Source organism: Mucispirillum schaedleri ASF457, assembly GCF_000487995.2.
Taxonomy (GTDB): Bacteria; Chrysiogenota; Deferribacteres; order Deferribacterales; family Mucispirillaceae; genus Mucispirillum; species Mucispirillum schaedleri.
Window position 1 is genome coordinate 409,033 of sequence record NZ_CP097562.1, and the last position, 24,572, is coordinate 433,604.

The following is a 24,572-nucleotide window of genomic DNA, read 5'->3' on the forward strand; positions in this document are numbered from 1 at the left end:
TCAATTTGTTTAAATTATTTTTGGAGGCAATAATGAATAAAGTTGCAGTATTATCTGGTGACGGTATCGGACCAGAAGTTATGGCAGAAGCACTTAAAGTGCTTGATGTTATAGCAAAAAAATATAATCATACATTTGAATTTAAAGAAGGATATGTTGGAGGCATAGCTTATGATAAAACAGGCTTGCCGCTGCCTGAAGAAACAATTCAATTATGTGAAAACTCTAATGCAGTGCTTTTTGGCTCTGTTGGTGGACCTAAATGGGAAAATTTACCACCAGAAAAACAACCTGAAAGAGGGGCATTGCTTCCTTTAAGAAAACATTTTAATTTATTTGCAAACCTGCGTCCTGTTAAAATATTTCCAAGCCTTTCTCATGCAAGCTCACTTAAACAAGAACTTGTAAAAGACGGCATAGATATAATATTTTTTAGAGAATTAACTGGTGGTATCTATTTTGGTCAGCCAAAAAAAATTGCAGAAGATGGAAAATCTGCTGTTGATACTATGGCATATAAAGAAGAAGAAATCAAAAGAATTGCTGTAAAAGCTTTTGAAGCAGCCAGACTTCGTAATAAAAAAGTATGTAGTGTTGATAAAGCAAATGTCCTTATGACAAGTATATTATGGAGAAAAATTGTTACAGAGCTTCATGAAAAAGAGTATTCTGATATAGAATTAAGCCATATGTTTGTTGATAATGCAGCAATGCAGCTTGTCCGCTGGCCTGCTCAATTTGATGTTATTTTAACAGAAAATATGTTTGGTGATATTTTAAGTGATGAGGCAGCTATGCTTTCAGGCTCGCTTGGTATGCTTCCATCTGCATCTATTAATGAAAGTGGTTTCGGTTTATATGAGCCTATTGGCGGTTCTGCTCCAGATATTGCTGGACAGGGTATTGCAAATCCTATTGCACAAATTCTTTCTGCTGCATTAATGCTGCGATACAGTTTTAAACTTGATACAGAAGCAAAAGCAATAGAACATGCTGTTGCAGATACATTATCTGCAAATATACGCACTCGTGATATTGCTGGTGAATCAAAAGGTGTGAAAATTGTTTCCACATCTGAAATGGGTAATGAAATCATCAGCAGAATTAAATAATATGGTCAAAAAAATATTAACTTTACTCAAAGAATATATAATAGAACACAAAGTATTTCTGGCACTTTTTATAGTGCTGGGAATACTTGCATATAAATTCTCTTATATAGATATTCTTATTACAAATCTTTTTTATAATGAAAATGGGTTTTATCTTGCAGATAATACTTTTGGGCTTATAATATATGAAGGAGCATACTATTTAACTATTGCAGTTATTTTACTGCTTCTTGTTATGCTTCTTTTAAATTTATTTAAAAATATTAAACCTTTTGGTATGCCAAGAAAAGCTGTAATATTTTTTATAGTTGTAGTTATTATGGCTCCTGGTATTGTTGTAAACAGTATATTAAAAGAGAATGTAGGCAGACCGCGTCCAATTCATATTACAGAGTATGGTGGAACAGCAGTTTTTCAGCCACCATTTGTAATATCTAACCAGTGCGAGAACAACTGCTCATTCGTTTCAGGTCATGCTGCTTTTGCTTTTACATTTATGGTGATAGGGCTGCTTTTTAGAAACAGATTAAGGCACATTATCTGCACATCAGGATTTATATTTGGTGCATTAGTTGGCTTTGTAAGGATTTTTCAAGGAAAGCATTTTTTTACAGATGTAGTATTTGCATTTTTTTTCACATGGCTTACTATTACATTAATTTATAAATTTTTCTATCCTAATGACCAGCTGCCTGATATAATTCAAAAAAATTAAAGATATATTCTGTCTGATACATTATCAGACGGAATATTATTATTACTTTCGTTATCCATTAATAAACTATTATTATCTATTGTTATATTATCTGATGAATTATCAGTATATGAAATATTATCATCAGTAGTAATTTCTGAATTTTTACTGCTGTTATCATTTGTTGTATTATCTGAAATATTATCTTTTATATAATTATTTGTTACAGTATTATCTTTTATTTCATCAAATTTATTATTATCGTCAGTATTGTCATCTTCACTTTCAAGAACTTTTTTTATACCATTATTAAGAGAGCTGTCTACATTATCTATTAAACCAAATCCATTAAACTTATCAAATATAAATGCTCCTGCTATTATCAGTATAAAAACTGTGCCAAAAACTATTATTGTAGATACTATATTTTTCATAAATTACCTGCCTTATTTTTTTGAAAATAATAATGTTTTTTCGTATGCTTTATATAATGCAGAAATTACTGCACCTCTTACACCTTTTGATTCTAACTCTGCCAGTCCTTCTATTGTAGAGCCTGCTGGTGATGTAACTTTATCTTTTAATACAGCAGGATGCATTTCTGTATTATAAACCATACCACCAGAGCCCTGCACTGCCATAGCTGATAATGATATGGCAAGTTCTCGTTGAAGTCCCATTTTTACACCTGCATCACTCATTGCTTCTATTATCTGGTATATAAATGCAGGAGAGCATCCTGTTAATGATGATACTGCATCTATTTTGCTTTCATCTATCTCAATGAACATACCTAATTTAGAAAAAATCGTTTTAAAAATGTTTTTATCATTTTCTACTATATTTGCACCATATACATACGCTAAAACACCTTTGCATATCTGAACTGGTGTATTAGGCATAGTTCTAATTATTTTAAGCCTTTTATTTACATTTTCCATATCATTTATACTTATTCCTGAAGCGACTGACACGATAACTTTATCTGCAAGCTCATTTTGATACAGTTCCAAAACATTAATTAAAGCATAAGGTTTAACTGCAAGTAAAATAATACTGTTTTTTTTAATTACTTCTATATTATCTGCTGCTGTTACACCATATTTTAATGATAATTTTTCAGCTTTGCTTTGATTATAGTTTGATACTACTATATTTTTGCAGTCTAATGTTTTTGATTTTAATATACCAGCAATTATGGCTTCTGATATATTTCCTGCCCCTATTATTCCTAACATTATACTAATTTCTCCTTTATCCATTCTGCTATATCACTGATAATTTTAACTGAATGTTTTTCTGTTAAAATATGTTTTACATTATATAATTTATTATTATATTTATATATTGTTTTATCATTTGATACCATTTCATTTACTTTTTTTTCTGCTTCTTTTGGTGATATTAACACATCTTTTTCAGAAACAGCAAGAAGAACTGGTATATTAATATCTTTAACATAATTTGATATTTCATCCTGCAACAGTTTCAGCTGATAAGTTTGCTCTGTTGGAAAAACAGGATAGTTGTATTCTAATTCATTTATATGCCTTGGAATATTTTTAATAATTTTTCTTATATAAGATATAAGAAAAAAACATGGTATATTCACCTTATATGCAGGTGCTAGAAGTGCAAGGCAGTCGCATTTATTAAATTTTGCTGCAGCTGTAGCTAATAAACCACCATTAGACTGCCCTGCTATACATATTTTATTACAATATGAAGCAAGAGTATTATATCCTGCAGAAATACTTTCATACCAGTCTAAATAATTAGTTTTATAAAAATTATCAAGTGTGCAGCCATGACCTGCAACTCTTACAACATAAACACTAATATCATATTTTTCCAGCTCATAAGCAAGTGGCAAAAGCTCATTTGGTGAAGCTGCAAATCCATGAATTAAAAGCACACCTTTATCTGAATGTTTACGAAAATATGGTTTATTACCATCATCTGCAACACCAGCACTTTCTGCTGTTAATAAATCAAAGTTATAAATTTCTTCTATTGACTTTTCTATTTTTTTAAATGGATACAGCAATTATTCACCTGTTTAACTCTAATTTTATTATTTTATCCATATCTAAATCAGTATATAATTCTTGAAAAAAAACATCTCTCATTCTATCATATTTTGGTGCAAAATGACCAAATGAAACATAAGTAGAATTTGAATTTTTATATACTGCTTTTGAAACTCCTATTGATAAATGATTTTTTTCTATTGCATGTATTACATCATTATTCATAAAAACAGACTCAATTAATAATATATAGCTGTCTTTTGCAAGTTTTACTGCCTTTTTATAATTAGAAAAACTTGGAGCAATATCTGTAATATATGTAATATCCTGACATACAGGATACCCTGCCAGCTTTTCTGCAAGTTCATTAATATAATACTGCTTAATACCATAAACTGTATTGACATTTATTATATCGTTGCTTTTATTATATAATAATGCTTCTTTTAATAATTTAACCCATGGACCTTTTACAAAACCATATTCTTCCATTTTATCCTTATTAATAGATATACGCTTTGGCTCTTTTACTCTGTAACCTGCAGATATAGTCCCATGGTCAAAAAATTCATATTCCAAAGAAAAATCATTATTTAATATAAGATGATTATTATTAACTGTAAAGCTTTCTTCCTTAAAACCGTTTTTTGCAGCAAATTCTGCACCTTTCATACCATTTTCAGATAATTCTATTACAATAAAAGTAATATCATAATCATATATAAGGTTCCATGTATAACTAGCCAGCTTTCCTTTTACATTATTAATAAACCCAGAAGGACCAAAAAAAGTAATTTTATTACCGGAAAGCAAAGCTGTTCTTAAAAACCTGTCAAACCCACTGAAATGGTCTATATGGGTGTGGCTTATAAATACATGAGAAATATCATTTATTTCTGAATTATCAATATTTCCAAGCCTGCCGCAGTCAAAAAGAAGTGCTTTTTTCATATATACATTTCTAACAAATATGCCACTATCATCAAATGGAGAGTTAAGCCTTCTTATTGTATAATTTGATTTCATTTTATTAAAAATTTCTTTATTTCCTCTATATTATCATCTACATTTCCAGTTGTAATTATAGTTAAATCAGCTTTTGGTTTATTAGATGTTTTTCTTTGTTTTTCAGCTATTTCTATTCTGCCGTCAGTAATAGTAGTTAATTTTTCTCTTTTTTTAAGCCTTGCCATAATTATATCTTTTGGTGCATCAAACTCAATAAAAGTAATATTTCCAGTATTGTGTTTTGTATATTCTTCTAAATATTCTTTTTTTGTATATGATGCATCTACAATACTCATCCTGCCTATTTTATGTTTTTCTTCTACAAGCCGTCCAAGCTCATTATATAATTTTAAAGAATTTTCAAAAGAATATATACCTGTATCCCAGTTTAGATACTGTCGTGTAGTGATTTCTATGCCTGCCATTTCTTTTCTAACTGCATCAGAAGTGAATAAAGCAGCAGGAAAACGCTTTACAAAAGCATTTGCATTTTTTGATTTACCTGTTCCCATTAAACCAAAAAATACAAGATTATTCTGCTCCATGGATTTTGCATAAAATAAAGACATATCTATTAATTTTTTTATTTCATTGACTTTTCCATCATATAATTCCCATGATTTATCTTTTCCGTCAACTAAAAAACATGTTACTTTTGCTCTTACATAAGCAAGATAACATCTGTAATAGTTTATTAATTTTAAACTTAATTCATCATCAAAAACAGATAAAAATCCAGACAAAAAGCTGTCTGCTAAATCTGTTCTATCCATACTGTCAAGCTCCATAGATAAAAATGAAGCTTCTGAAATTACATCATTAAAACGGAACCTTTTATTAAATTCTATGCAGTCTATTAACCCAACTGTTTCATCATCATTAAAATAAATATGTTCAAGCCTTAAATCACCATGACCATTTTTAATATAGCCATCTTCTGCCCTTTTAACAAAAATATCTTTATTCTCTTCAAGAAAACCAAGAGTTTTTACCATGATATAGTCATAACTTTCTTTATCAATTAATGATGAAATATATTTTTCTGTTTGGTTAAAATTTTCAACAGCATTAAATTTAATCACATCAAAATGAGTATCAAACTCTTCGTCTTTTGGTGCAGGTTCTAAATTTTTAAAAAGTAAAGCAACCTGACTTCCTATTCTATACATATCATCAAAAGTAATAAGTCCGTCTTCTATTCTTTTTTGAAGAAAATCTTCATCTTTAATGCGTTTCATTTTTAATACATATTCTATTGCAGTTAAAGAACTTTCCACAGGAACAAGTGCAAAATCTTTTTCATTCTGCCTTACTATTTTAAGAACTTCTAAATATATATCTTTTGAAAATCTATCATTTAAATCTTTTTCTAAAATACTATACATTTTTCTGCTTTTAGCAAGCCTGTAATCAAGAAACCCAAAATCTACAGGCTTTTTAATTTTATAAACATATTCATCACCTATTACAGCATAAGAAATATGTGTTTCTTTTACAATTTTTGCTCCTGTAATATTTTTTAAAATGATAACTGAAGATGATAAATCCTTACTGTTCATAATAATATCCTTTATTTTATTTATTTTATACACATTCTTAAATACAAGATACCAGTATTATTATCAAGAAAACTATCTATTTCAACAGCATCACTTATAACTGTATTAGAACGCTGCCTTGATGATGTAGTCATATCTTTTTCAATGTTTGTCTGCTTATTATTTCTGCTTTCTACAGTCTTTTTCACTTCTAATTCATTAGAAATACTTATTTCAACAGCCTTTGAAAGTTCTGCTAGTGTATTCATTCTAGCAATTTTTTTTTGCAGGGAAATATTACTGTTTTTTGGTGCAGAGCCTGCTGCACAGTAAGAATATCCATTAATATCAGGCATCAACACCCATTCAGGTATTTCATCTGCAAAAGATATTCTTGGTAATAATAAGAATATGATATTTATATAAAAAAAGAAAGAAATAATTTTCATAAAACCCTCTTTATATTATATAACAGGTTTCAAATTATTCTGCAATCATATAAATATACATTTCTTTACTTACTGGATGCACCCAAATTTCTTTAATATAAGCTTTTACATTTTGCTGAGTTTTATAACTTGAAATATTTTTTGAAGTAGTATCAGGAAGTTTTGTATTATTTAAAGATTTAGAAGAAACAAGTAATATTGAATTAACTAAAACACCTTTTTGACGGGCAATATCTTCCAATGCTCTTTTTGAAGCTAGTTCTTTTTGACCTGCATATCCATTAATATGTGCAGCACAATAACCAACACCACCAATTAAACCATTTCTTGAAGGATTAATTACCCATTCAGGAACCTGAATATCAGATGCATAACTACTGGTGCTGTATTTAGAAGCACAGCTTGAAAAAAACATACAAACAGCACAGGAAGAAAAAATGAAAAAGGCGGATAAAATCCGCCTGTAAATTTTAATATCCATCTAACTGATTATTAGGAGTTTTCATTACCTTTTCAATCTGCTCATCCATCTCTTTTAAAGCATTTTTAGCTTGAATTTGCTGCCATAATGCCTGTTCATTACGATAGCTTGATGTGATTTGAGCTTTAATATCTTCTTCCATTGCAGGAGCATCTGCAACTACAAGTATAAATAATTCATTACATTCTGAAGATATCCATGTTTGCTTTGCTTTTGAGCCTGTTAATGTTTGGTTTGCTAACTGACGAGAAACATTAGAAGATACTTTATCTACTGTTTGAGCATCTCCAATACCTGTAGTTTGAGTAAAGTTTTTGACCATATTGCTTACTTTTAGCTGAAGCATACGAGCTATTTCATCTCTGCCGTTTGCAAGTGCTTCTGTTCTTGCAAAAGAAAGTCCAGCATTACCAATTTGAGCACTGCCAACTGCAGAAAGACCACCTTCTGCTCCACCCATAATCACCCATGATGGTGCATCTTTGTAGCACTTATTAAACTGAGCAGCTGAAACTGTCTTATTTTTTGAAGAACAACCTGCAATAACTAATGATGTTATTACTAAAACAAGTAACAATATTTTTTTCATAAAATTCCTCCATATACTTAAATATAACTACTTTTTTGTTATATTCAATGTTTATTTTCTAATAATAAGTTCATTATAACTTAGTTTTGTTACTTTATATTTATTATCTTTTTCTAAAAATACAGCTAAATAATAAGATTTATCAGGATAGTCCACAATTAAAGATGAATCATCCTGTTCTTTTACCTGTAAAACAAAAGGAATATTTTTCAAATCATTTTTTAAATCAGCTAAATCATCAATTAAAGTATTTGCCCCAGTTAAAACAATTCTAATTGATTTATAATTATCTCCAAGCACTTTTTCAGAAACCTGAGATACAAGTTTAACTGCGGTATTATTTGCCATACTTTTATATATATTAACTGCGGCATTATTCAGCGTTGCTCCCTGTGACCTGCCTGAAAAAAAACCGCTGTTTAATATTTTTATTTTATTATTTTCTTTTTCTATAAGTTTCCAGTTAAGCTCACCAGAAACCATTTTAAAAGAAACAGTGCCATAGCCTGCATTATTTCCCATATCTATAATAGATAGAATACCCAGCAAAATGTTCCTGCACATTTCATTTTTTATTAAATTATCTATACTTTTATATGTAGTATTATTAAAAGCAGCATTAAAATTGTTTGATGTAATTAAGCTGTAATCAACTAAATTAACATTAAATCCCTTTTCTTCCAGCTGTTTTATTACTGCCATATTAAAAGCATTATCAAATAACAGTTTATTATTTTCAGGCATACTGCCTGCAATCATTACACAAATTGATGTATCACTTGATATTACATCAATAAGATTTTCTACCTTTTCTGGAATAACATCTGCTTTAATTTTTATAATATATTTATTATCTTTTACATATTCTTCTACAATATTATAAGATTTTATTGTTGCAGAAAGCTCAGTTTTAACAGCTTCATCTGCAATCTCTGCATTATTAATAATTGTATCTATCTTTACTTTTGCAGGGCTTACTGTTTCTACAGCAGTCCATTTAGCTCTTGATAAAGCCATAGCTTTAGCTGATGACTTATCATTATTTATAATTAAAGCTTCACCAGTTGTTTCTATTTCAATAGCAAAAACAGTGCCAATATAGAAAATAAAAAGTAATAACAAAATAATATTGAGTCTAATCACCTTACTTTGGCACCTCTAAGCCTAACTCTTTCATTACTACTTGCAAATCATACCATGCTTCACGCTTTTTAGAAGGATTTCTTAAAAGATATGACGGATGAAAAGTAGGAAGCACTTTATATCCGTAAAAATTCTGCCATTTGCCACGAAGTTTACTAATTTCAAGTTTTATTTTCCCTTCTGGCTGCAGCAAAAAATTAAGAGAAACAGAGCCAAGGCATACAATTATTTCAGGGTTAATTATTTGTATCTGGCTTCTTAAATAGCCTATGCATGCTTGAGCTTCTTCTGCTAATGGGTTCCTATTATTTGGTGGTCTGCATTTAACTATATTTGCAATATACACATCATCTCTACTTAAACCCATTGCATTAATCATTTTAGTTAAAAGCTTGCCGCTTCTGCCTACAAAAGGAAGCCCTTGAGCATCTTCATCAGCTCCCGGACCTTCCCCTATAAACATTAATCGTGTATCAGCATTACCATTACCAAAAACAATATTTGTTCTAGTAGCAGCAAGCCCGCATTTATCACAATCTGTAAAACTTACTTTTAATTTATCCAACTGTTCTTGTTTTGATAAACCATTATCTAATATTACATTACTATTTAACATATTACTTTCTTGTTTTATACAATTTAACTTATTTTCCTGTGCCATAATATCATCTAAGCCAAACAAAATAGATTTAGGATTATGAAAAAATGAACTCATAAACATCACCTTTCATACTGTTATATACTATAATTTGATATTTAACAACTTATATTTTAGTCTGATAATGATGTATGATTTTAATACAAATCTGAATTATAAATAACTAAATACATAAAAACATCAGTAAATAAGATTATATTTATTTCTTACAATTAAATTCAATAACTTTTTAAGAAATTATAAAAATTTATAAAAAAACCCTGTGCATATAACACAGGGTAAAAAGTAAATAGACATACTATAAAAATTATTTAATAATATTTTTTGCCATACCATCTAACATATTTTGTGTGCCTTTGATAAATTCATGTTTATCTGCACCTTTATAGTTTTTAGCTATGTCAGTTGGGTTAATATAAGAAAAATATACTTTGCCTTTATCTTCAAAAATGTATATTCTTAAAGGTAAATCAATACCAGCCTGTGGGTATTCTTTCATAAAAGAAGCACCAAAAGCAGGGTTTCCAAAAATTATTAATGTGCCACGACCCATTTCAGCATTTAATTTTTTTGCATTCTCACCATGGTCAATTACTGCAAATAATGTTGCTTTTTTATTTGCTTTAACAGCATTGATTGTTTTTTCTACTGTTGTTTTGTAATCATATTTACTTTCAATTGCTGTAGTATGGCCTGCAGAAAAAGAAACAGCAGCAAAACCTAATACAAAAACAGCGATAGTTAAAAATTTAAACTTTTTCATACAATTTTACTCCTTTTTAGAATTTCATAAAATTAGCACATAGAAATGAACATATCAATAAACATAACCAAAAAAATAACAATTTCTACATAATTAGTTTTGATTACTATTATTAATAAAAAATTAAAAAAAATTTAATTTATTACAATATTCAACTTTAATGGATGGTCTGAACTTTCACATCTTTCTGCAGCTGCAAGTAAATTCCCTTTATTATCCATTATAAAAAAATTACTGCCTTTATGCTCTATAGGAAAAAATAAAAAAGAATCTTTATTTGGAGAAACACCATTTTTTATGTGTTTAATAAAGCTGTCCTTAATAACAACTCTGCCCCATTCTAACACATCATAAACAGGAATAACTGCTTGTGATAATTTATTTTCTTCAGAAAGCTGCTCAAGCTGAGAAATTTTATAAGATTTATTAGATTTAAATACTCCATTAGCTGAACGAATAAGACCACTCATCAATGCACCAGTTTCTAAACGCTCGCCAATAGTATTTATTATACTTCTTATATATGTGCCTTTACCGCATGATACTTTCATTATACCAAATGGATATTCATAGTTTAAAAGGTCAATAGAATATATTTCCATTTCTTTTTGACCAGCATCTTCTATCTCGCCTTTCCGTGCAAGCTTATAAGCTCTAACACCATTTATTTTTTTAGCAGAATATGCTGGAACTTTTAAAGATATTTTACCAGTTAAAGAGCTGAAAGTATTTTTTAAATCTTCCACACTAACAATTTTATCTGAAACTTTTTCTATTTCTGAAGTGTTATCATAACTTTGACTTCTTTCCCCAAGTTTAAATTCTGCAATATATTCTTTATCTACACTTGATAAATAATCTGCAAATCTTGTTGCATATCCGGTTAAAATAGGAAGAACACCTTCTGCCATAGGGTCAAGTGTTCCAAGATGACCGCATTTTGATACATTAAAAAGGCGTCGTATTTTTGCTACAACATCAAAAGATGTCATACCAGATTCTTTATATACACTTACAATACCATTCATTAATGGTTTTCCTTTTCTATTAAGCTAAGCAGACCGTCTATTCTGTCTGCTTCTTGTCTGGAATCATCTATAATAAATTCTAATTTTGGCACTTTTTTGCTGCGGACAGATTTTAATATTTCTTTACGAATAAACCCTGCAGAACGCTCTAAACCTGCCTGTATACCTTTTAATGCATCATTATTATATGTAGTCCAGTATATTCTTGCTAAATCTAAGTCAACATTTACTTTTACAGCAGTAATAACTACATCTTTTACTTTTGGATCATGAACACTATCCCTTATTACATTTGATACTTCCTGCCTTATTAGCTCCGCAAATCGTTTTGTTCTTAATGTTTCCTGCATACTACTTCTCTTTTTCGTCTTTGGCTACATCTTCTAGTGTTCTTTTTTCTTCAACCACTTCATATACTTCTAATACATCATTTTCTTTAATATCTTGATATTTTTCAATAGTTAAACCACACTCATAACCTGCAACAACTTCTTTTACATCATCAGTAAATCGTTTTAATGAGCTTAATTTACCATCAAAAATTACAATAGAATCTCTAATAACTCTTACACTTGAGTTTCTAGTAACTTTACCGTCAGTAACAAAACAACCTGCAATTTTACCAACTTTTGGTGCAGAGAATATTTGTCTGATTTCTATATGACCTATAATATTTTCTTTCACTTCTGGTGAAAGCAGACCTTCAAGAGCAAGTTTCACATCATCTATTGCTTTATAGATTACTGAATAAAGTTCAATATTTATTTTTTCTCTTTCTGCAGACTGTTTTGCTTTTGCATCTGGACGAACATTAAAGCCTATTATAATAGCACTTGATGCAACAGCAAGAGATATATCTGACTCATTAATTGCACCTATACCATCATGTATAATGCTTACTTTTACTTCTTTATTAGAAAGTTTTAAAAGAGATGATGATAATGCTTCTAATGAGCCTTGTGCATCTGCTTTTAATACAATATTTAATTCTTTCAATTCGCCATCTTTCATTTTACTAAAGAAGTCAGCAAGTGAAAGTTTACCCCTGTCAGCCATCTGCTGTTCTTTTGCAAGCTTAGCTCTTAATTCTGTAACTTGTTTTGCTGTTTTTTCGTCAGTTACAATAAATTTCTCACCTGCTTCTGGAAGTTCGCTGAAGCCCATAACTTCAGCAGGAATAGATAGACCAGCATCTTTTATAGATAAGCCTTTATAGTTAAACATAGCTCTTACTTTGCCAAATTGAGAACCTGAAATAAATGTATCGCCGCGTCTTAAAGTACCATTTTTAACAAGCACTGTTGCAACAGGTCCTTTTTGTTTATCAAGACGGCTTTCAATAACAACACCCTCTGCAGGTCTGTTTTTATTGCCTTTTAAATCAAGTATTTCTGCTTCAAGCATAACTCTATCTAATAAATCATCAATATGCAGGCGTTTTTTTGCAGAAATTTCTTGAAATTGATAATCTCCGCCCCATTCTTCTGGGATAATGCCATATTCTGCCAGTTGCTGTTTAACTTTATCAGAATTTGCTCCATCTTTATCTATTTTATTAATTGCCACAACTATACGAACACCAGCTGCTTTTGCATGGTCAATAGCTTCTTTTGTCTGTGGTTTAACACCATCATCTGCTGCAACAACTAAAATGACTATATCTGTTAATAATGCACCGCGAGCACGAAGTGTTGTAAATGCTTCATGACCTGGAGTATCTAAAAATGTAACAGTTCCATTGCTGCATTCTACTTCATATGCACCAATATGCTGAGTAATACCACCAGCTTCACCAGATACAACACTTGTTGAACGAATAGCATCTAAAAGAGAAGTTTTACCATGATCAACATGTCCCATAACTGTAACAATTGGCGGGCGTTTTTCCAAATCTTCTTCTTTATCATCATATACTGGCAGCAAATCATCTTCTGTAATAGTTTTAATAGTAACTTCTACACCATATTCAAGACCTAAAAGCTGAGCACTTTCAGCATCTATTGACTGATTAACACTAGCCATAATGCCCATAGAAAATAATTTTTTAATAAGCTCAGTGGTTTTAACACCTATTAAACTGCCAAATTCAGATATAACAATATATTCCCCTATTTCTATTTTTTCTGGACGGACAAATGCTTTTATTTGAGATTTATCCTGCTTTTTATTTACTTTTTTATTTAATCTATTTTTATTAAAATTGTTATTTTTTGGCTGTCTATCAGGGTCTACATCTAATAAATCTGAAATATCAATATTTGGCGAAATAGCAGGCGAACTATCTACTTCATTTTCAATAGTAAGCTCATCCATACCTTCATTAATAGTTTTTATCCAGCTTTTAGAGCGTTTACTATCTTTTTTACTTTTTGTTTTTTTACTTTCTTTATCTTTATCTTTATTTTCGTCTTCTTTCTTTTTAACAATGCGTTTTCTATCTTCATCAACAGCTATAAATACATTATCATTACCCATTCTCTGCTGACCGCCAGTCTGCTGATTTTTTCCGCCTTTATTATCGCGAAATCTATCACTTGAGCTGTTTTTATCTCTGTCTTGAAAACGCTTATCACTTTTATCTCTATCTTTATTAAATTGTCTATCAGTTTTCTCATTTCTATCTTTAGAAAAACTTTTATTTTTATCACTTGGTTTATTTTTATTAAATGGTTTATCTTTACGGTCGTCCTTTTTTTGCTCTTTTGAACGGTCTTGGTTTTTATTTTGAAAATTTTGACGACTTTGAGTATTTTTGTTGTAGCTTTGTTTATGGCTGTTTTTAGAAGCTTCATTATTATTAGATGCAATAGTATTATTTTGGTTAGCAGTATTATTATTTTGATTAACAGCAGTAGTTTTCACATCAGTAGAAACAGTCTGCATTTCTTTTGTTTCCTGTTTTACTGTAGTTTTTTTTACACTCTGCGGGTTATATTGCTGAGCTGCTTTTTCTTTATTATACTGAATTCTATCTTCATCAACTTTTTTAATGTGCTGCTCCATTAATTTTTTACGCTTTTTCAGTTCTTCTTTGCTTAATTTTATATTAGGACCATCCTGCTGACTGCCACCAGTATTTTTATTACTCACTACTACTTCTTTAATTTTAACACCTTTCTTATGGCGTTCTAATGCTTTTTGAAGCATTTCCTGCCTTCTATCAAGCTGTCCTCTTTTATCAAGTCCAGCTGCTGTTACATCTTCATCTTTAACAGTATCATTACCATTGGATACCTGCACACCTGATGCCTGTAACACTTTTACAGTTTCCTCAATACTAATACCTGCATTTTTCGCCACATCACTAACTTTTTTTAACGCCATTTAATTCTCCATAAAATAAACCATCAATATCTGTAATCAAGTTTTTATATTTTATTAATTTATCTGCTGTATATTTATCATAAACAATGCATAATTTTTTACTGCCATTATAAACTGCTTTATCTAATAATATATTGTTACTGCTGTTTATTAATACATCATACCTGAATAAAACTAATTTTTCAGTGTTTATATAAGCATCATTAATACCATATTTCTCAAACAACTTATTAATATTGTATATAATATTATTTTTTATATTTTCTCTAAGTTTATCATATAATAAATTTATATTTACACTTTCATCTAAATATTTATATACAGTTTTCTTTTTAAATACTTTATTTATACATGTATGTTTTGGGCATACATAAAAACTTCTGCCTTGTTTATTCTGCCAAAAATCAAAAAAAATATCTGGCAGAGTAATTCTTAATAAATTTGATTTATGCTGCCTTATACCACAAAATGCACAAACTCTGTATTCTTTCGGCTTAGACAATATAAACCCTATTCTTCGTCGTCAAGTTCATCAAGCTTTGCTGTTAAATAATCTATTGCAGCATTGATTATACCAACAGCGGCTTCTTCAGAAATTTCTAAATAAGATACAATTTCATCAACACTTGCACTGGAAAGTTTTTCTATATCACCTACACCATGCTCTATTAATTTAGCAATCATAGCATGATTTAAAATTTCTAAATTTTCCAGATTATAAAGCTCATAAAAAGCTTTTAATTCCTGCTCCTGCTCTTCTAAACGGCTTGTTCTAATTTCTGCATATTCACTTTCCTTTAATACATCTAAACGCCATTCAGTTAAAATAGCTGCAAGACGGACATTTTGACCTTTCTTGCCAATAGCTAAAGAAAGCTGGTCATCAGGAACAACTATTTCTATAGTTTTATCATCTTCAATAATATTTGTTAATAAAACATTAGCAGGACTGATTGCATTACATACATATTTAACTGGGTCTGGAGACCATTCAACAACATCAATTTTTTCTTTTTTAAGTTCATCAGAAATAGTTGATATTCTAGCACCTTTAACACCAATACATGCACCTACTGGGTCAATATTAGAGTTTTTAGAATATACTGCAACTTTTGCTCTGTCTCCCGGCTCTCTTGCAGCACCTTTAACTTCAATAATACCTTCAAATACTTCTGGTATCTCTGCTTCAAATAATTTTTTAAGAAAATTAGGATGTGAACGAGATAATATTAACTGTGGCCAGCTTTTAACAAGTTTAATATCTAAAAGTAATGCACGCACATAGTCATTTCTATTAAAAAATTCACCGGGTATCATTTCTTTTTTAGGGAGTATAGCTTCAGTTTTACCAATATTAATAATAATATTATCTCTATCTGTTTTTAAAATAGTTCCATTAACTATTTCACCAAGTTTGTTTTGAAAATTATCTAATATAACTTGTTTTTCAGCTTCTTTTAGTTTTTCAATAAGTTTTTGCTTAGCAACAAGAGCTGCCTGTCTGCCTAAAGCATCAAGAGTAGTCGGCACCATTAATATATCACCATACTGTGGGTTTTCTTTATACTCTTTTGCTTCCTCCATAGTTATTTCATACCAGTTGCTTTCTTCTGATTCTGATACTTCTTTTGGTATTAATATATTTATAAGGCCTTTATCTAAATCAACAGTAACTTCTGGTTCTAAATATTTACCAATACGCTTAACAGTAGCTGCTACAATAGCTTCATGAAGAGCATCTGCTAATATTTCTCTAGATATACCTTTTTCTCTGCCTAAATCTTCCACAGTTTTTATGATTTCTTTACTGCTGCTCATTATTCCTCCTAAAATTCATATTCAATGCGGGCTTTTGCAATATCTGAAATGACAATATCAAATTCTGCACTTTCTTCTTTTGTGTAGATATGGACAATACCATTTTCACATGACATTACTTTTCCTTTATATCTTTTACGACCGTCTTTGGCTTTTGTTTTTGTCTCAAAATAAACTATTTTATTAATACAGTTTATAAAATCATGCTCTTTATGCAGTTTTCTGTCTGGTCCTGGACTTGATACTTCAAAATTATATGATGGACATTTAATTTCACTTTCATAACTATCAAGCCATTTAGAAAGTTCTCTGCTTATATCTGCACACATATTTAAGGAAGTATCATCACCATCAATTGTTACCCGCAAAGTGTAAGATTTTTTCTCAGGTTTTAATGTAATATCAAGCACTTTACATTTATATTTACATGCAGTTTTTTCTGCATATTCTATAAATTTTTTTGGTATTGTTATACGCAAATTATACTCCTTAAAACAAAAAAATAGGCGGGAGCAACCCGCCTAACTACATCTTATAATATGAATAAATATTATAAGAATAATTACAACAAGAAATATCCTGCAACACAAGATATTACTAGCATCATAAATAACTTACTATTTATGAGCGGAAATAAGGGATAATACCCTTATAAAGCTACTTCTTAAAAGCTCTTGCACTTTCTACCATATTTTTTATGAAATAGCAAGTATTTTTTATAGTTTTTATAATTTACCAGTTATCCCATAATAACATTGAATATATTTATATTTTTCTATATATTCTTCAGTCTGTGCAGGCAGTAGTTGAGAAAGCTCTATTATGCCAGTGTATGTATTTAAATTCCACTTCATTCTTTGATTTTTTACATCTTTCATATATGATAAGCCTAAGCCTGCTAATAATGGACTTAAATATAATAAACCTAAGTTTTTTAATACACTGCTCTTTTTGTATTATAAATATATAATTTTATCTGCTGTTTCTTTATCTACAGCCCTGTTTGCTGTATATATTATACATTTTCCAGCGTCTGCTGCTTCTTTGATTTTTGCTGCAACTTTTGTTTTAGAATTATCATCAAGTGAAACAAAAGGCTCATCAAGCATAATCAATTCTTTTGTTTCAAGATAGCCGTAGATAAAAAGCAGCCTTTTTTGACCGTCACTTAAATAAAACGGACTCATATCTTTACTGGCATTAATCTCTTTTAGTAAGTTTTTTGCACTATTTTCATTATTATCCATAATAAGCACAGCTTCTTCAAGAGCTGTTTCTTTAAATATCAAATGCTCTGGAAACTGCAGACATACACCAAGCTGTTTTTTATCTATATTATATAGTATACTGCCCTGCTTTTTATCTACTACACCACATAAAGTTTTAAGCAACACACTTTTGCCACAGCCATTAAGTCCAAAAATACATATTATATCACCTTTTTCTGCTGAAAAATTTACTTTTTTAGAGTTTACAAGAGTTTCTAAATCTTCTACTTTTAATAATATATCTTCCAAAAACTACCTGCCTTTTTCATAATTATTAATAAGTCCATCATACATAAGCTGAATATTCATTACATTTATAATGTTTTATATATCTATCTTTTTTATATTAAACATACTTTTGAATATTTCATCAAAATCAGATTTTATACTTTTTATTAGACTTTCTATTTTTGTTTGCACTTCCACAGCTAAAAATTAAAGGTTTAAACTTATCTAAAAATTTTGTGCAGAAGTCATTTTGAGCCTGATTTTAAAGGCAAAAAATCTAAATTATATATCACAAGTCAGATAAGTTCACATTTTTTATATTATCTTAAAATATTTTCAGCAAATGCACTTACTTTTTCAGATGCAAGTTCTGCCCTTTCATAAATAACTTCATCAAAAAATCTGTCATCAATATATGGCGATTTATCAAGGTTGCATAAAAGTCTTGCAGCTTTTACACCATTTGTTTTTGTGCCAAGGATTTGTGCAATAGGGATTACAGAACCTTCTGTTCCAATAACTGCTACACCATCACAATGTTCTAATCCTGCAAATGCTTGATACATATCATAATATTTTGGTGCCTGTTCACCAAAAAATATTATAGATGGTTTAAATTCTACACTACCGCATTTTTCACATTTTAAAGGCTTATATTCTCCTTCAATATATATTTCATTAAGACATTCTGTGCAGTGAATATAATTTATATGACCATGAACATGCATAACTTTTCTACATCCTGCTTTCTCAAGAAGATTATCAATATTTTGGGTAATAACCACAACTTTTTCTTCCCCATATTTATTCTGCAATTCTGCAATAACTTTATGCATTTTATTAGGCTCTGCATCAACATACTGGCATCTTCTTTTTGAGTAAAACTCATGTACCATGTTATAATTTGCTCTCCATGTTACAATATTACAGACTTTATTAATATCATATTTATCCCACAGACCGTTTCCACCACGGAATACTCCAAGTCCGCTGTCTGCACTCAGCCCTGCACCACTGAAAAACAGTATTTTAGCCATACATCACCTATAAAAAATGGGACATATAATGTCCCATATAACAATTTATTTGCTCATATTATTTAAAAATTCAGCATTTGTTTTTGTGCCGCGCATTTTATCAAGCACAAGTTCCATTGCATCTACAGGGTTCATATTTGACAAAAATCTGCGTAATATCCATACTTTATTCTGCTCTTCCTGAGTATGCAGCAGTTCTTCACGGCGTGTGCCTGATTTATTAATATCAATAGCAGGAAACAATCTGCGTTCAACAAGACGCCTGTCAAGATGAAGCTCCATATTACCTGTTCCCTTAAATTCTTCAAAAATAACTTCATCCATTCTAGAACCTGTATCTACAAGGGCTGAAGCAATAATAGAAAGACTGCCACCGTTTTCAATATTTCTTGCAGCACCAAAAAAGCGTTTTGGTTTATGCAATGCATTCGCATCAACACCACCAGAAAGCACTTTACCACTTGATGGCTCAACAGCATTATATGCTCTTGCAAGACGAGTAATACTATCTAATATAATAACCACATCTCTGCCACTTTCTACAAGCCGTTTTGATTTATTAAGCACCATTTCAGCTACCTGCACATGTCTGTATGCCGGCTCATCAAAAGTAGATGATATAACTTCTACCTGCATAGGCTCTCTGCCTTCATTAACAGCTTCTGCAGTCATTGCTGCAACAGTTTTTTTAAAGTCTGTAACTTCTTCCGGCCTTTCATCTATTAATAAAAGTATCATATATACTTCTGGGTGATTTTTTGCGATACTGCTCGCAATAGATTTCATAAGAACAGTTTTACCAGTTCTAGGAGGTGCAACAATCAAACCACGCTGCCCTTTACCTATTGGAGCAATTAAATTTATACATCTTGTATCATATTTTGTAGGATCTGCTTCTAAATCAAGTCTTTCATCTGGGAAAAGAGGAGTTAAGTTTTCAAACAGATTTCTTTGTCTTGTAGGTGCATCAAAGTTTACTGTTTCTACTTTTAAAAGTGCAAAATATTTTTCATTATCTTTTGGTGGTCTAATTTCACCAGCAACAGTATCTCCATTTCTAAGACCAAATCTTCTAATTTGTGCAGGTGATACATATATATCATCAGGACCTGGAAGATAGTTATAGTCTGGAGAGCGGAGAAACCCAAACCCGTCTGGTAAAATCTCTAATACCCCTTGACCATAAATCTGACCATTTTTTATGCTTGTTGACTTTAATATTTCAAATACAAGCTCTTGTTTTAATAAGTTTTCAGCATTTTCAATTTCAAGCTGAGTAGCAATAGCCACTAAATCTTCAATAGATTTCTTTTTTAACTCTGTAAGATTCACAAATATACCCCTGTTTAATGAACATTTATATATTACTTAAAAATATTTTCACACAAAAATACATGAATAAAGCAACAAACAAAACTTTAAGGTAACTGAAATTTAACTAAAAAATTGGTTGACAATATACAGAACCTTCTAGAAAATAATGGAATAAACTATATCTCTTTATTATTACATATTAAAAAGTTTGTCAAGAGAATTTATAAAATATATTTTTATATGACAGCAGCTTTATAAATAAATATTTTTTTAATGACTAAATAAAAAATATATGATAAAATTTATTTCATTAAAAATTGTAACGGAGAGAGTTATGAAAAAACTTATTACTTTATCAGCAATTATTATTGTTATTTTTTCTTTTGGTTGTAAAAAAGAGCAAACACAAAAACAGCTTGATAATACAAGCAGTGAACAGGTTATAGAAAAAACTGATATGACTCAATTTGAAAAATCACTTTCACTATTTAAAAATCCACAATATGATTTATTATACAAATTAATAGAAAAAGGCATCAATGCAGAGCTTGAAGATAATGTTACAATACCTTATCCAAGCCATGCAAAACGACTTTTAATAAATGATGAACAAATTACTATACAAAAAGGTGCAACGCCACTTGGTATTGCTGCCCTTTTCTGCACACCTTCACTTGTTAATAACTTAATAGAAAAAGGTGCAGATTTGAAAACAACTATTAATGGCAACTCTATTGCAGCTGTTATTATCCAATGCGGCGAAGCAGAACAGGCTGGTATGTTTGAAAACTACCTTAAAGCTGTCCGCAAATTTGAAAAAGATAACCCTGCAGTTTATGAAAATAAAGCAGAATTATATGCAGCTAACTCTATAATAAATATTATGGGAGATAATGGCGAATATATCCCAGTGCAGACAATTATGAACTATGCTGTTGAAAATAAATTAAATAATATTATACCTGTTATATTAAAGTATGCAGGTGGCATTAACTTCTTTAAAAATGATAATAATAATCCAAATAATCTGCTTCCAATAGTAACAGCTTTAGAAAATAATAACTATGAGGCTGCAAAACTGTTTTTTGATAAAACTGGCTCACTTTTTGCTCAAATGTATACTCTTGATGGTGTAAAAGTTTCATTGATTGATTACCTTTTCTATAATGTCATGGATGAAGAAATAAAAAAAGCAGATATTCCAGTAAATACATTCTTTAAATCATTAATCAATGGTTACAAACAAAGCGGAACAGGTATTAAAGAAATCAAAACTATGCTTGAAAGCGGCAATTTAACTACTGTATTAGATACACCATTAGCTGTTGAAAATGGTGAATTACCAGCTGGAGCAACTGTTGCACATATTGCTGCAGCTATGGAATATCATGCTCTTTTAAAAGCCATGGCTTTTTATAATGAGAAAACTGAAATATTAAATATACAGGATAGTAATGGCGATACTCCACTTCATACTGCAGTTAGAGCAGGTAATCTATCAACAGCAAAAATATTATTAGAGGGTGGAGCATTTATTGATAAAGTAAATTATAATGGATTAACTCCACTTGCTGTGGTAATAAAAGAATATAATGGCAAAAATCAAGCAGCTCTTGTAAGGCTTCTTTTAACAAGTGCAGGCAATACTACATCTAGGTATGATTTAATGCCTGATGATAAAACAATTGAAATATTTGAAAATGCAAAAAATATAAAAACAGTAAACGATATACTTAATAAATATAATATAAAAACAGAAAATATTGAAGCAAGGGGTTATTTATTATCTGAATCAAAAAGATATGCAGAAAAAGAACTTAACCCACAGATTGTAAGAATTATGAAAGGCGGTATAGATAACCAGCTTCCATTTGCTGTATATATGTATGAAATACCACCATTTCCAAAAGATGCTACCCCATTAATTGCAGCAGCTATTGCATGCTCTGAAAATACAGCCCGTAATTTGATACTTGCAAAAGCGAATACAGATATAAGAATTACTGGTGAAAATGATTTAAAATATGATGCCTATGATTTTGCAGACAGAGTCTCTAAATGTGAACCAGTGAAAGCAATACTTAAAAATCCATCATCATTAAAGATTGATATAGAAGATTTGTTAGCATGGGATGTAGAACAGCCTGCGGAATATAATACAGCTGAAGAAGACGCATACACTGTAGAAAAAAATAATGATGACAGCAGCAAGAATGAAAATTCAGATGTAGAATTAATTATTGAAGAACCTGTACAATAAATAAGTAATATTATAAAATATTTAAAAATATTAAAGCCTGATAATATAACTTATTATCAGGCTTATCTTAAACAATTATTTAATATAAATCAGCTAATGATATATTTTATGAAAACTTAAACGACTGCTTAAATTGCTGCACTCATTTGTAGATTTTATAAAGGGATGATTGAGATAAACTTTATAATAGTATTTTATGTAATTGTGTGTTATATGCTGTGAAGCTGCTTTATACTTATGATATAAAAACAATATATAGAGTGTAAATATATTTTTATAATACTTTTTTTAAAATTGCAAATTTGCTGAAATACTATCAAAGATTAATTTTCCTTATATTTTTCAGCAGTTTTTATGTTATTTATATAAATACTGCTTTTTATTTATATATATTTTTACTGCATTAACTAAATATTTTATTTTGTAGAATGTATATAAATATCTTAAATTTGAATATAATTAGACTACTACTTTATATTTGGAGAATTAACTGATGGAAATTACTGTTTTAATACTTATTATAGCTGGAACATACTTTTTTTTAAAGTTTTTTACAGTTCACAGATGCCCATACTGCCAGTCAAGATATATCAACAGAAAAAAAAATATGGAAGTTAAGTCTGGTTATAAAGTATATGTATGCAGTGCATGCGGAAAAGTAACTGAAAGGAAAAATCTGTTTTATAAAGAAAAATAATATTAAAAATTGGACTTACCAAAAAAATTTATGCAGCAGTCATTTTGACCTTATTTTAAAGACAAAAAAATCTAAATTATATATATTACAGCAGTATATAACATTGTTAAATTATCTGTTGTTTAGATACTATATATACTTTATCTATTAAATAAGGTTATATTTATTTCTTACAATTAAAATTGCAAATTTTTAAAGATACTATCAAATATGTATGTATCTATATTATGTTTATTAAAAGTATCCAATATTTTTTAATACATTATATCACAGTATTCTTTATCTGGACTTACATTTATTAATGTTACTTTTATTTTACATTTCTTTTATAATATAAAAAAAGGCAGAGTTTATATACCCTGCCCTTATATATTTTGATTTATTATAAATCTTACTTAACAAAAAGAAGGATAAGAGATACAACTAAACCATAAATAGCGATAGATTCAATAAGTGCAACACCTACAAGTAAGTAAGTGAAAATTTTACCTGCAACCCCAGGGTTACGAGAAATACCTTCAAGACCGCCTCTAATAGCACTACCCATACCAACACCAGCACCAAGACCAGCAAGACCGATTGCAAGACCTGCACCTAAGTAAAGTGCCCATGCACTAGATGATGCACCAGTTTGTGCGAAAGCTGGCACTGCAATTAATGCCATCATTGTAGCTAAGATAACTTTTTTCATTGAAAAGTCCTCCAAAAAATAAAAAATATTTTAAGCGTAAAATAAGAACGCTATTTTTTTAATTTATATATACATCTTAATAAGATTATATATTTACAAATTTACTTAATTAAATCAAATATAATTTAATCAAGATTTTAAGCTTAATATAGGCGGATCGCTTTAAAACAAAGGGAGTTTACACAATAGTAAATGACCAAGTTTTGAAACTATCCAACAACAAATAAACTAAAACTAAGCGATGTTAAACATCATATTTAGCTTGAATTTTTTCTTTAGACAAGGCGGAAAGTTTTAAAATGAAAGGAGTTTACATAATAGTAAATGACCGAATTTAAAAACTTTCCAACATATCCTAAGCTAAATATATTTAATTAAGATTTTTAGTTTAATCTAGGCGGAATGATAAAAAGCGACAGGAGTTTATATAATAAGTAAATGA

Annotated in this window: 26 protein-coding genes; 4 read left to right on the plus strand and 22 right to left on the minus strand. The window is 29.7% G+C overall.

The window, feature by feature from the left end:
- Positions 1-32: 32 nt before the first annotated feature.
- Together leuB and N508_RS02025 are read left to right on the plus strand one after the other, a co-directional pair.
- Positions 33-1,112, plus strand: a complete 1,080-nt coding sequence (leuB, locus tag N508_RS02020) for a 3-isopropylmalate dehydrogenase (protein ID WP_023276415.1) — start codon at positions 33-35, stop codon at positions 1,110-1,112.
- Complete coding sequence (locus N508_RS02025) at positions 1,063-1,827, plus strand: phosphatase PAP2 family protein (RefSeq protein ID WP_143815539.1); 765 nt, start codon at positions 1,063-1,065, stop codon at positions 1,825-1,827. The genes leuB and N508_RS02025 overlap by 50 nt, the downstream gene beginning before the upstream one ends.
- Here N508_RS02025 and N508_RS02030 read toward each other — a convergent pair.
- From N508_RS02030 to rho, 21 genes are all read right to left on the minus strand, one after another.
- Positions 1,824-2,240, minus strand: a complete 417-nt coding sequence (locus N508_RS02030) for a hypothetical protein (RefSeq protein WP_023276417.1) — start codon at positions 2,238-2,240, stop codon at positions 1,824-1,826. The two genes, N508_RS02025 and N508_RS02030, sit on opposite strands and share 4 nt — an antisense overlap.
- A 12-nt stretch (positions 2,241-2,252) precedes the next feature.
- A complete protein-coding gene (gene proC, locus N508_RS02035; RefSeq protein WP_023276418.1) occupies positions 2,253-3,044 on the minus strand; it encodes a pyrroline-5-carboxylate reductase in 792 nt (263 codons plus the stop codon).
- Positions 3,044-3,853, minus strand: coding sequence for an alpha/beta hydrolase (locus N508_RS02040; protein ID WP_023276419.1), 810 nt, complete (start codon positions 3,851-3,853; stop codon positions 3,044-3,046). The genes proC and N508_RS02040 overlap by 1 nt, the downstream gene beginning before the upstream one ends.
- Before the next feature lie 4 nt (positions 3,854-3,857).
- Complete coding sequence (locus N508_RS02045) at positions 3,858-4,862, minus strand: MBL fold metallo-hydrolase (protein ID WP_023276420.1); 1,005 nt, start codon at positions 4,860-4,862, stop codon at positions 3,858-3,860.
- On the minus strand, positions 4,859-6,403 hold the full coding sequence (locus N508_RS02050) for a bifunctional aminoglycoside phosphotransferase/ATP-binding protein (protein ID WP_023276421.1): 1,545 nt from the start codon (positions 6,401-6,403) through the stop codon (positions 4,859-4,861). Before N508_RS02050 ends, N508_RS02045 begins: the two co-directional genes overlap by 4 nt.
- A 20-nt stretch (positions 6,404-6,423) precedes the next feature.
- Positions 6,424-6,831, minus strand: coding sequence for a hypothetical protein (locus tag N508_RS02055; protein WP_023276422.1), 408 nt, complete (start codon positions 6,829-6,831; stop codon positions 6,424-6,426).
- Positions 6,832-6,865: 34 nt separating this feature from the next.
- Positions 6,866-7,246, minus strand: coding sequence for a hypothetical protein (locus N508_RS02060; RefSeq protein ID WP_023276423.1), 381 nt, complete (start codon positions 7,244-7,246; stop codon positions 6,866-6,868).
- Between the two features lie 55 nt (positions 7,247-7,301).
- Positions 7,302-7,901 carry an LPP20 family lipoprotein gene (locus N508_RS02065; protein ID WP_023276424.1) on the minus strand — a complete coding sequence of 200 codons (600 nt, stop codon included), beginning with the start codon at positions 7,899-7,901 and terminating at the stop codon, positions 7,302-7,304.
- A 51-nt stretch (positions 7,902-7,952) separates the two neighbouring features.
- The gene (locus tag N508_RS02070) at positions 7,953-9,044 is read right to left on the minus strand and encodes a flagellar assembly protein T N-terminal domain-containing protein (RefSeq protein ID WP_023276425.1); all 1,092 of its coding nucleotides are present in this window, start codon (positions 9,042-9,044) and stop codon (positions 7,953-7,955) included.
- 1 nt (position 9,045) lies between these two features.
- The gene (locus N508_RS02075) at positions 9,046-9,759 is read right to left on the minus strand and encodes a uracil-DNA glycosylase (RefSeq protein ID WP_023276426.1); all 714 of its coding nucleotides are present in this window, start codon (positions 9,757-9,759) and stop codon (positions 9,046-9,048) included.
- A 250-nt stretch (positions 9,760-10,009) separates the two neighbouring features.
- A complete protein-coding gene (locus tag N508_RS02080; protein ID WP_023276427.1) occupies positions 10,010-10,465 on the minus strand; it encodes a DUF302 domain-containing protein in 456 nt (151 codons plus the stop codon).
- A gap of 134 nt (positions 10,466-10,599) precedes the next feature.
- Positions 10,600-11,493, minus strand: a complete 894-nt coding sequence (gene truB / locus N508_RS02085) for a tRNA pseudouridine(55) synthase TruB (RefSeq protein WP_023276428.1) — start codon at positions 11,491-11,493, stop codon at positions 10,600-10,602.
- Positions 11,493-11,843 carry a 30S ribosome-binding factor RbfA gene (rbfA, locus tag N508_RS02090; protein ID WP_023276429.1) on the minus strand — a complete coding sequence of 117 codons (351 nt, stop codon included), beginning with the start codon at positions 11,841-11,843 and terminating at the stop codon, positions 11,493-11,495. The genes truB and rbfA overlap by 1 nt, the downstream gene beginning before the upstream one ends.
- Before the next feature lies 1 nt (position 11,844).
- Positions 11,845-14,817, minus strand: coding sequence for a translation initiation factor IF-2 (gene infB, locus N508_RS02095; RefSeq protein ID WP_023276430.1), 2,973 nt, complete (start codon positions 14,815-14,817; stop codon positions 11,845-11,847).
- Positions 14,798-15,319 (minus strand): YlxR family protein, encoded by a 522-nt coding sequence (locus N508_RS02100; RefSeq protein ID WP_023276431.1) that lies wholly within the window; start codon positions 15,317-15,319, stop codon positions 14,798-14,800. Before N508_RS02100 ends, infB begins: the two co-directional genes overlap by 20 nt.
- Positions 15,320-15,327: 8 nt before the next feature.
- Positions 15,328-16,635 (minus strand): transcription termination factor NusA, encoded by a 1,308-nt coding sequence (gene nusA, locus N508_RS02105; RefSeq protein ID WP_023276432.1) that lies wholly within the window; start codon positions 16,633-16,635, stop codon positions 15,328-15,330.
- A gap of 8 nt (positions 16,636-16,643) precedes the next feature.
- Positions 16,644-17,114 carry a ribosome maturation factor RimP gene (rimP, locus tag N508_RS02110; RefSeq protein WP_023276433.1) on the minus strand — a complete coding sequence of 157 codons (471 nt, stop codon included), beginning with the start codon at positions 17,112-17,114 and terminating at the stop codon, positions 16,644-16,646.
- 246 nt (positions 17,115-17,360) lie between these two features.
- Positions 17,361-17,513 (minus strand): hypothetical protein, encoded by a 153-nt coding sequence (locus N508_RS02115; protein WP_023276434.1) that lies wholly within the window; start codon positions 17,511-17,513, stop codon positions 17,361-17,363.
- Between the two features lie 78 nt (positions 17,514-17,591).
- A complete protein-coding gene (locus N508_RS02120) occupies positions 17,592-18,152 on the minus strand; it encodes an ATP-binding cassette domain-containing protein (protein WP_023276435.1) in 561 nt (186 codons plus the stop codon).
- Positions 18,153-18,451: 299 nt separating this feature from the next.
- Positions 18,452-19,168: an SIR2 family NAD-dependent protein deacylase gene (locus tag N508_RS02125; RefSeq protein ID WP_023276436.1), complete on the minus strand. Its 717-nt coding sequence runs from the start codon at positions 19,166-19,168 to the stop codon at positions 18,452-18,454.
- Positions 19,169-19,213: 45 nt separating this feature from the next.
- The gene (gene rho, locus N508_RS02130; protein ID WP_023276437.1) at positions 19,214-20,500 is read right to left on the minus strand and encodes a transcription termination factor Rho; all 1,287 of its coding nucleotides are present in this window, start codon (positions 20,498-20,500) and stop codon (positions 19,214-19,216) included.
- Positions 20,501-20,816: 316 nt separating this feature from the next.
- Between rho and N508_RS02135 the strand changes: the two genes are divergently transcribed.
- Both N508_RS02135 and N508_RS02140 read left to right on the plus strand, forming a co-directional pair.
- Positions 20,817-22,742, plus strand: coding sequence for an ankyrin repeat domain-containing protein (locus tag N508_RS02135; RefSeq protein ID WP_023276438.1), 1,926 nt, complete (start codon positions 20,817-20,819; stop codon positions 22,740-22,742).
- Positions 22,743-23,235: 493 nt separating this feature from the next.
- Positions 23,236-23,439, plus strand: a complete 204-nt coding sequence (locus tag N508_RS02140) for a hypothetical protein (RefSeq protein WP_023276439.1) — start codon at positions 23,236-23,238, stop codon at positions 23,437-23,439.
- 391 nt (positions 23,440-23,830) lie between these two features.
- Here the strand turns inward: N508_RS02140 and atpE are convergent, their stop codons facing one another.
- Positions 23,831-24,130: an ATP synthase F0 subunit C gene (gene atpE, locus N508_RS02145; protein ID WP_023276440.1), complete on the minus strand. Its 300-nt coding sequence runs from the start codon at positions 24,128-24,130 to the stop codon at positions 23,831-23,833.
- Between the last annotated feature and the right edge of the window lie 442 nt (positions 24,131-24,572).

What these genes read in the sequence shown, in the direction of transcription:
- leuB (WP_023276415.1), top strand. Translation starts at nt 33, where the DNA reads ATGAATAAAGTTGCAGTATTATCTGGTGACGGTATCGGACCAGAAGTT.
- N508_RS02030 (WP_023276417.1), bottom strand. Translation starts at nt 2,240, where the DNA reads ATGAAAAATATAGTATCTACAATAATAGTTTTTGGCACAGTTTTTATA.
- proC (WP_023276418.1), bottom strand. Translation starts at nt 3,044, where the DNA reads ATGTTAGGAATAATAGGGGCAGGAAATATATCAGAAGCCATAATTGCT.
- N508_RS02045 (WP_023276420.1), bottom strand. Translation starts at nt 4,862, where the DNA reads ATGAAATCAAATTATACAATAAGAAGGCTTAACTCTCCATTTGATGAT.
- N508_RS02050 (WP_023276421.1), bottom strand. Translation starts at nt 6,403, where the DNA reads ATGAACAGTAAGGATTTATCATCTTCAGTTATCATTTTAAAAAATATT.
- N508_RS02055 (WP_023276422.1), bottom strand. Translation starts at nt 6,831, where the DNA reads ATGAAAATTATTTCTTTCTTTTTTTATATAAATATCATATTCTTATTA.
- N508_RS02060 (WP_023276423.1), bottom strand. Translation starts at nt 7,246, where the DNA reads ATGTTTTTTTCAAGCTGTGCTTCTAAATACAGCACCAGTAGTTATGCA.
- N508_RS02065 (WP_023276424.1), bottom strand. Translation starts at nt 7,901, where the DNA reads ATGAAAAAAATATTGTTACTTGTTTTAGTAATAACATCATTAGTTATT.
- N508_RS02075 (WP_023276426.1), bottom strand. Translation starts at nt 9,759, where the DNA reads ATGAGTTCATTTTTTCATAATCCTAAATCTATTTTGTTTGGCTTAGAT.
- N508_RS02080 (WP_023276427.1), bottom strand. Translation starts at nt 10,465, where the DNA reads ATGAAAAAGTTTAAATTTTTAACTATCGCTGTTTTTGTATTAGGTTTT.
- truB (WP_023276428.1), bottom strand. Translation starts at nt 11,493, where the DNA reads ATGAATGGTATTGTAAGTGTATATAAAGAATCTGGTATGACATCTTTT.
- rbfA (WP_023276429.1), bottom strand. Translation starts at nt 11,843, where the DNA reads ATGCAGGAAACATTAAGAACAAAACGATTTGCGGAGCTAATAAGGCAG.
- infB (WP_023276430.1), bottom strand. Translation starts at nt 14,817, where the DNA reads ATGGCGTTAAAAAAAGTTAGTGATGTGGCGAAAAATGCAGGTATTAGT.
- nusA (WP_023276432.1), bottom strand. Translation starts at nt 16,635, where the DNA reads ATGAGCAGCAGTAAAGAAATCATAAAAACTGTGGAAGATTTAGGCAGA.
- N508_RS02115 (WP_023276434.1), bottom strand. Translation starts at nt 17,513, where the DNA reads ATGAAAGATGTAAAAAATCAAAGAATGAAGTGGAATTTAAATACATAC.
- N508_RS02125 (WP_023276436.1), bottom strand. Translation starts at nt 19,168, where the DNA reads ATGGCTAAAATACTGTTTTTCAGTGGTGCAGGGCTGAGTGCAGACAGC.
- N508_RS02135 (WP_023276438.1), top strand. Translation starts at nt 20,817, where the DNA reads ATGAAAAAACTTATTACTTTATCAGCAATTATTATTGTTATTTTTTCT.
- N508_RS02140 (WP_023276439.1), top strand. Translation starts at nt 23,236, where the DNA reads ATGGAAATTACTGTTTTAATACTTATTATAGCTGGAACATACTTTTTT.
- atpE (WP_023276440.1), bottom strand. Translation starts at nt 24,130, where the DNA reads ATGAAAAAAGTTATCTTAGCTACAATGATGGCATTAATTGCAGTGCCA.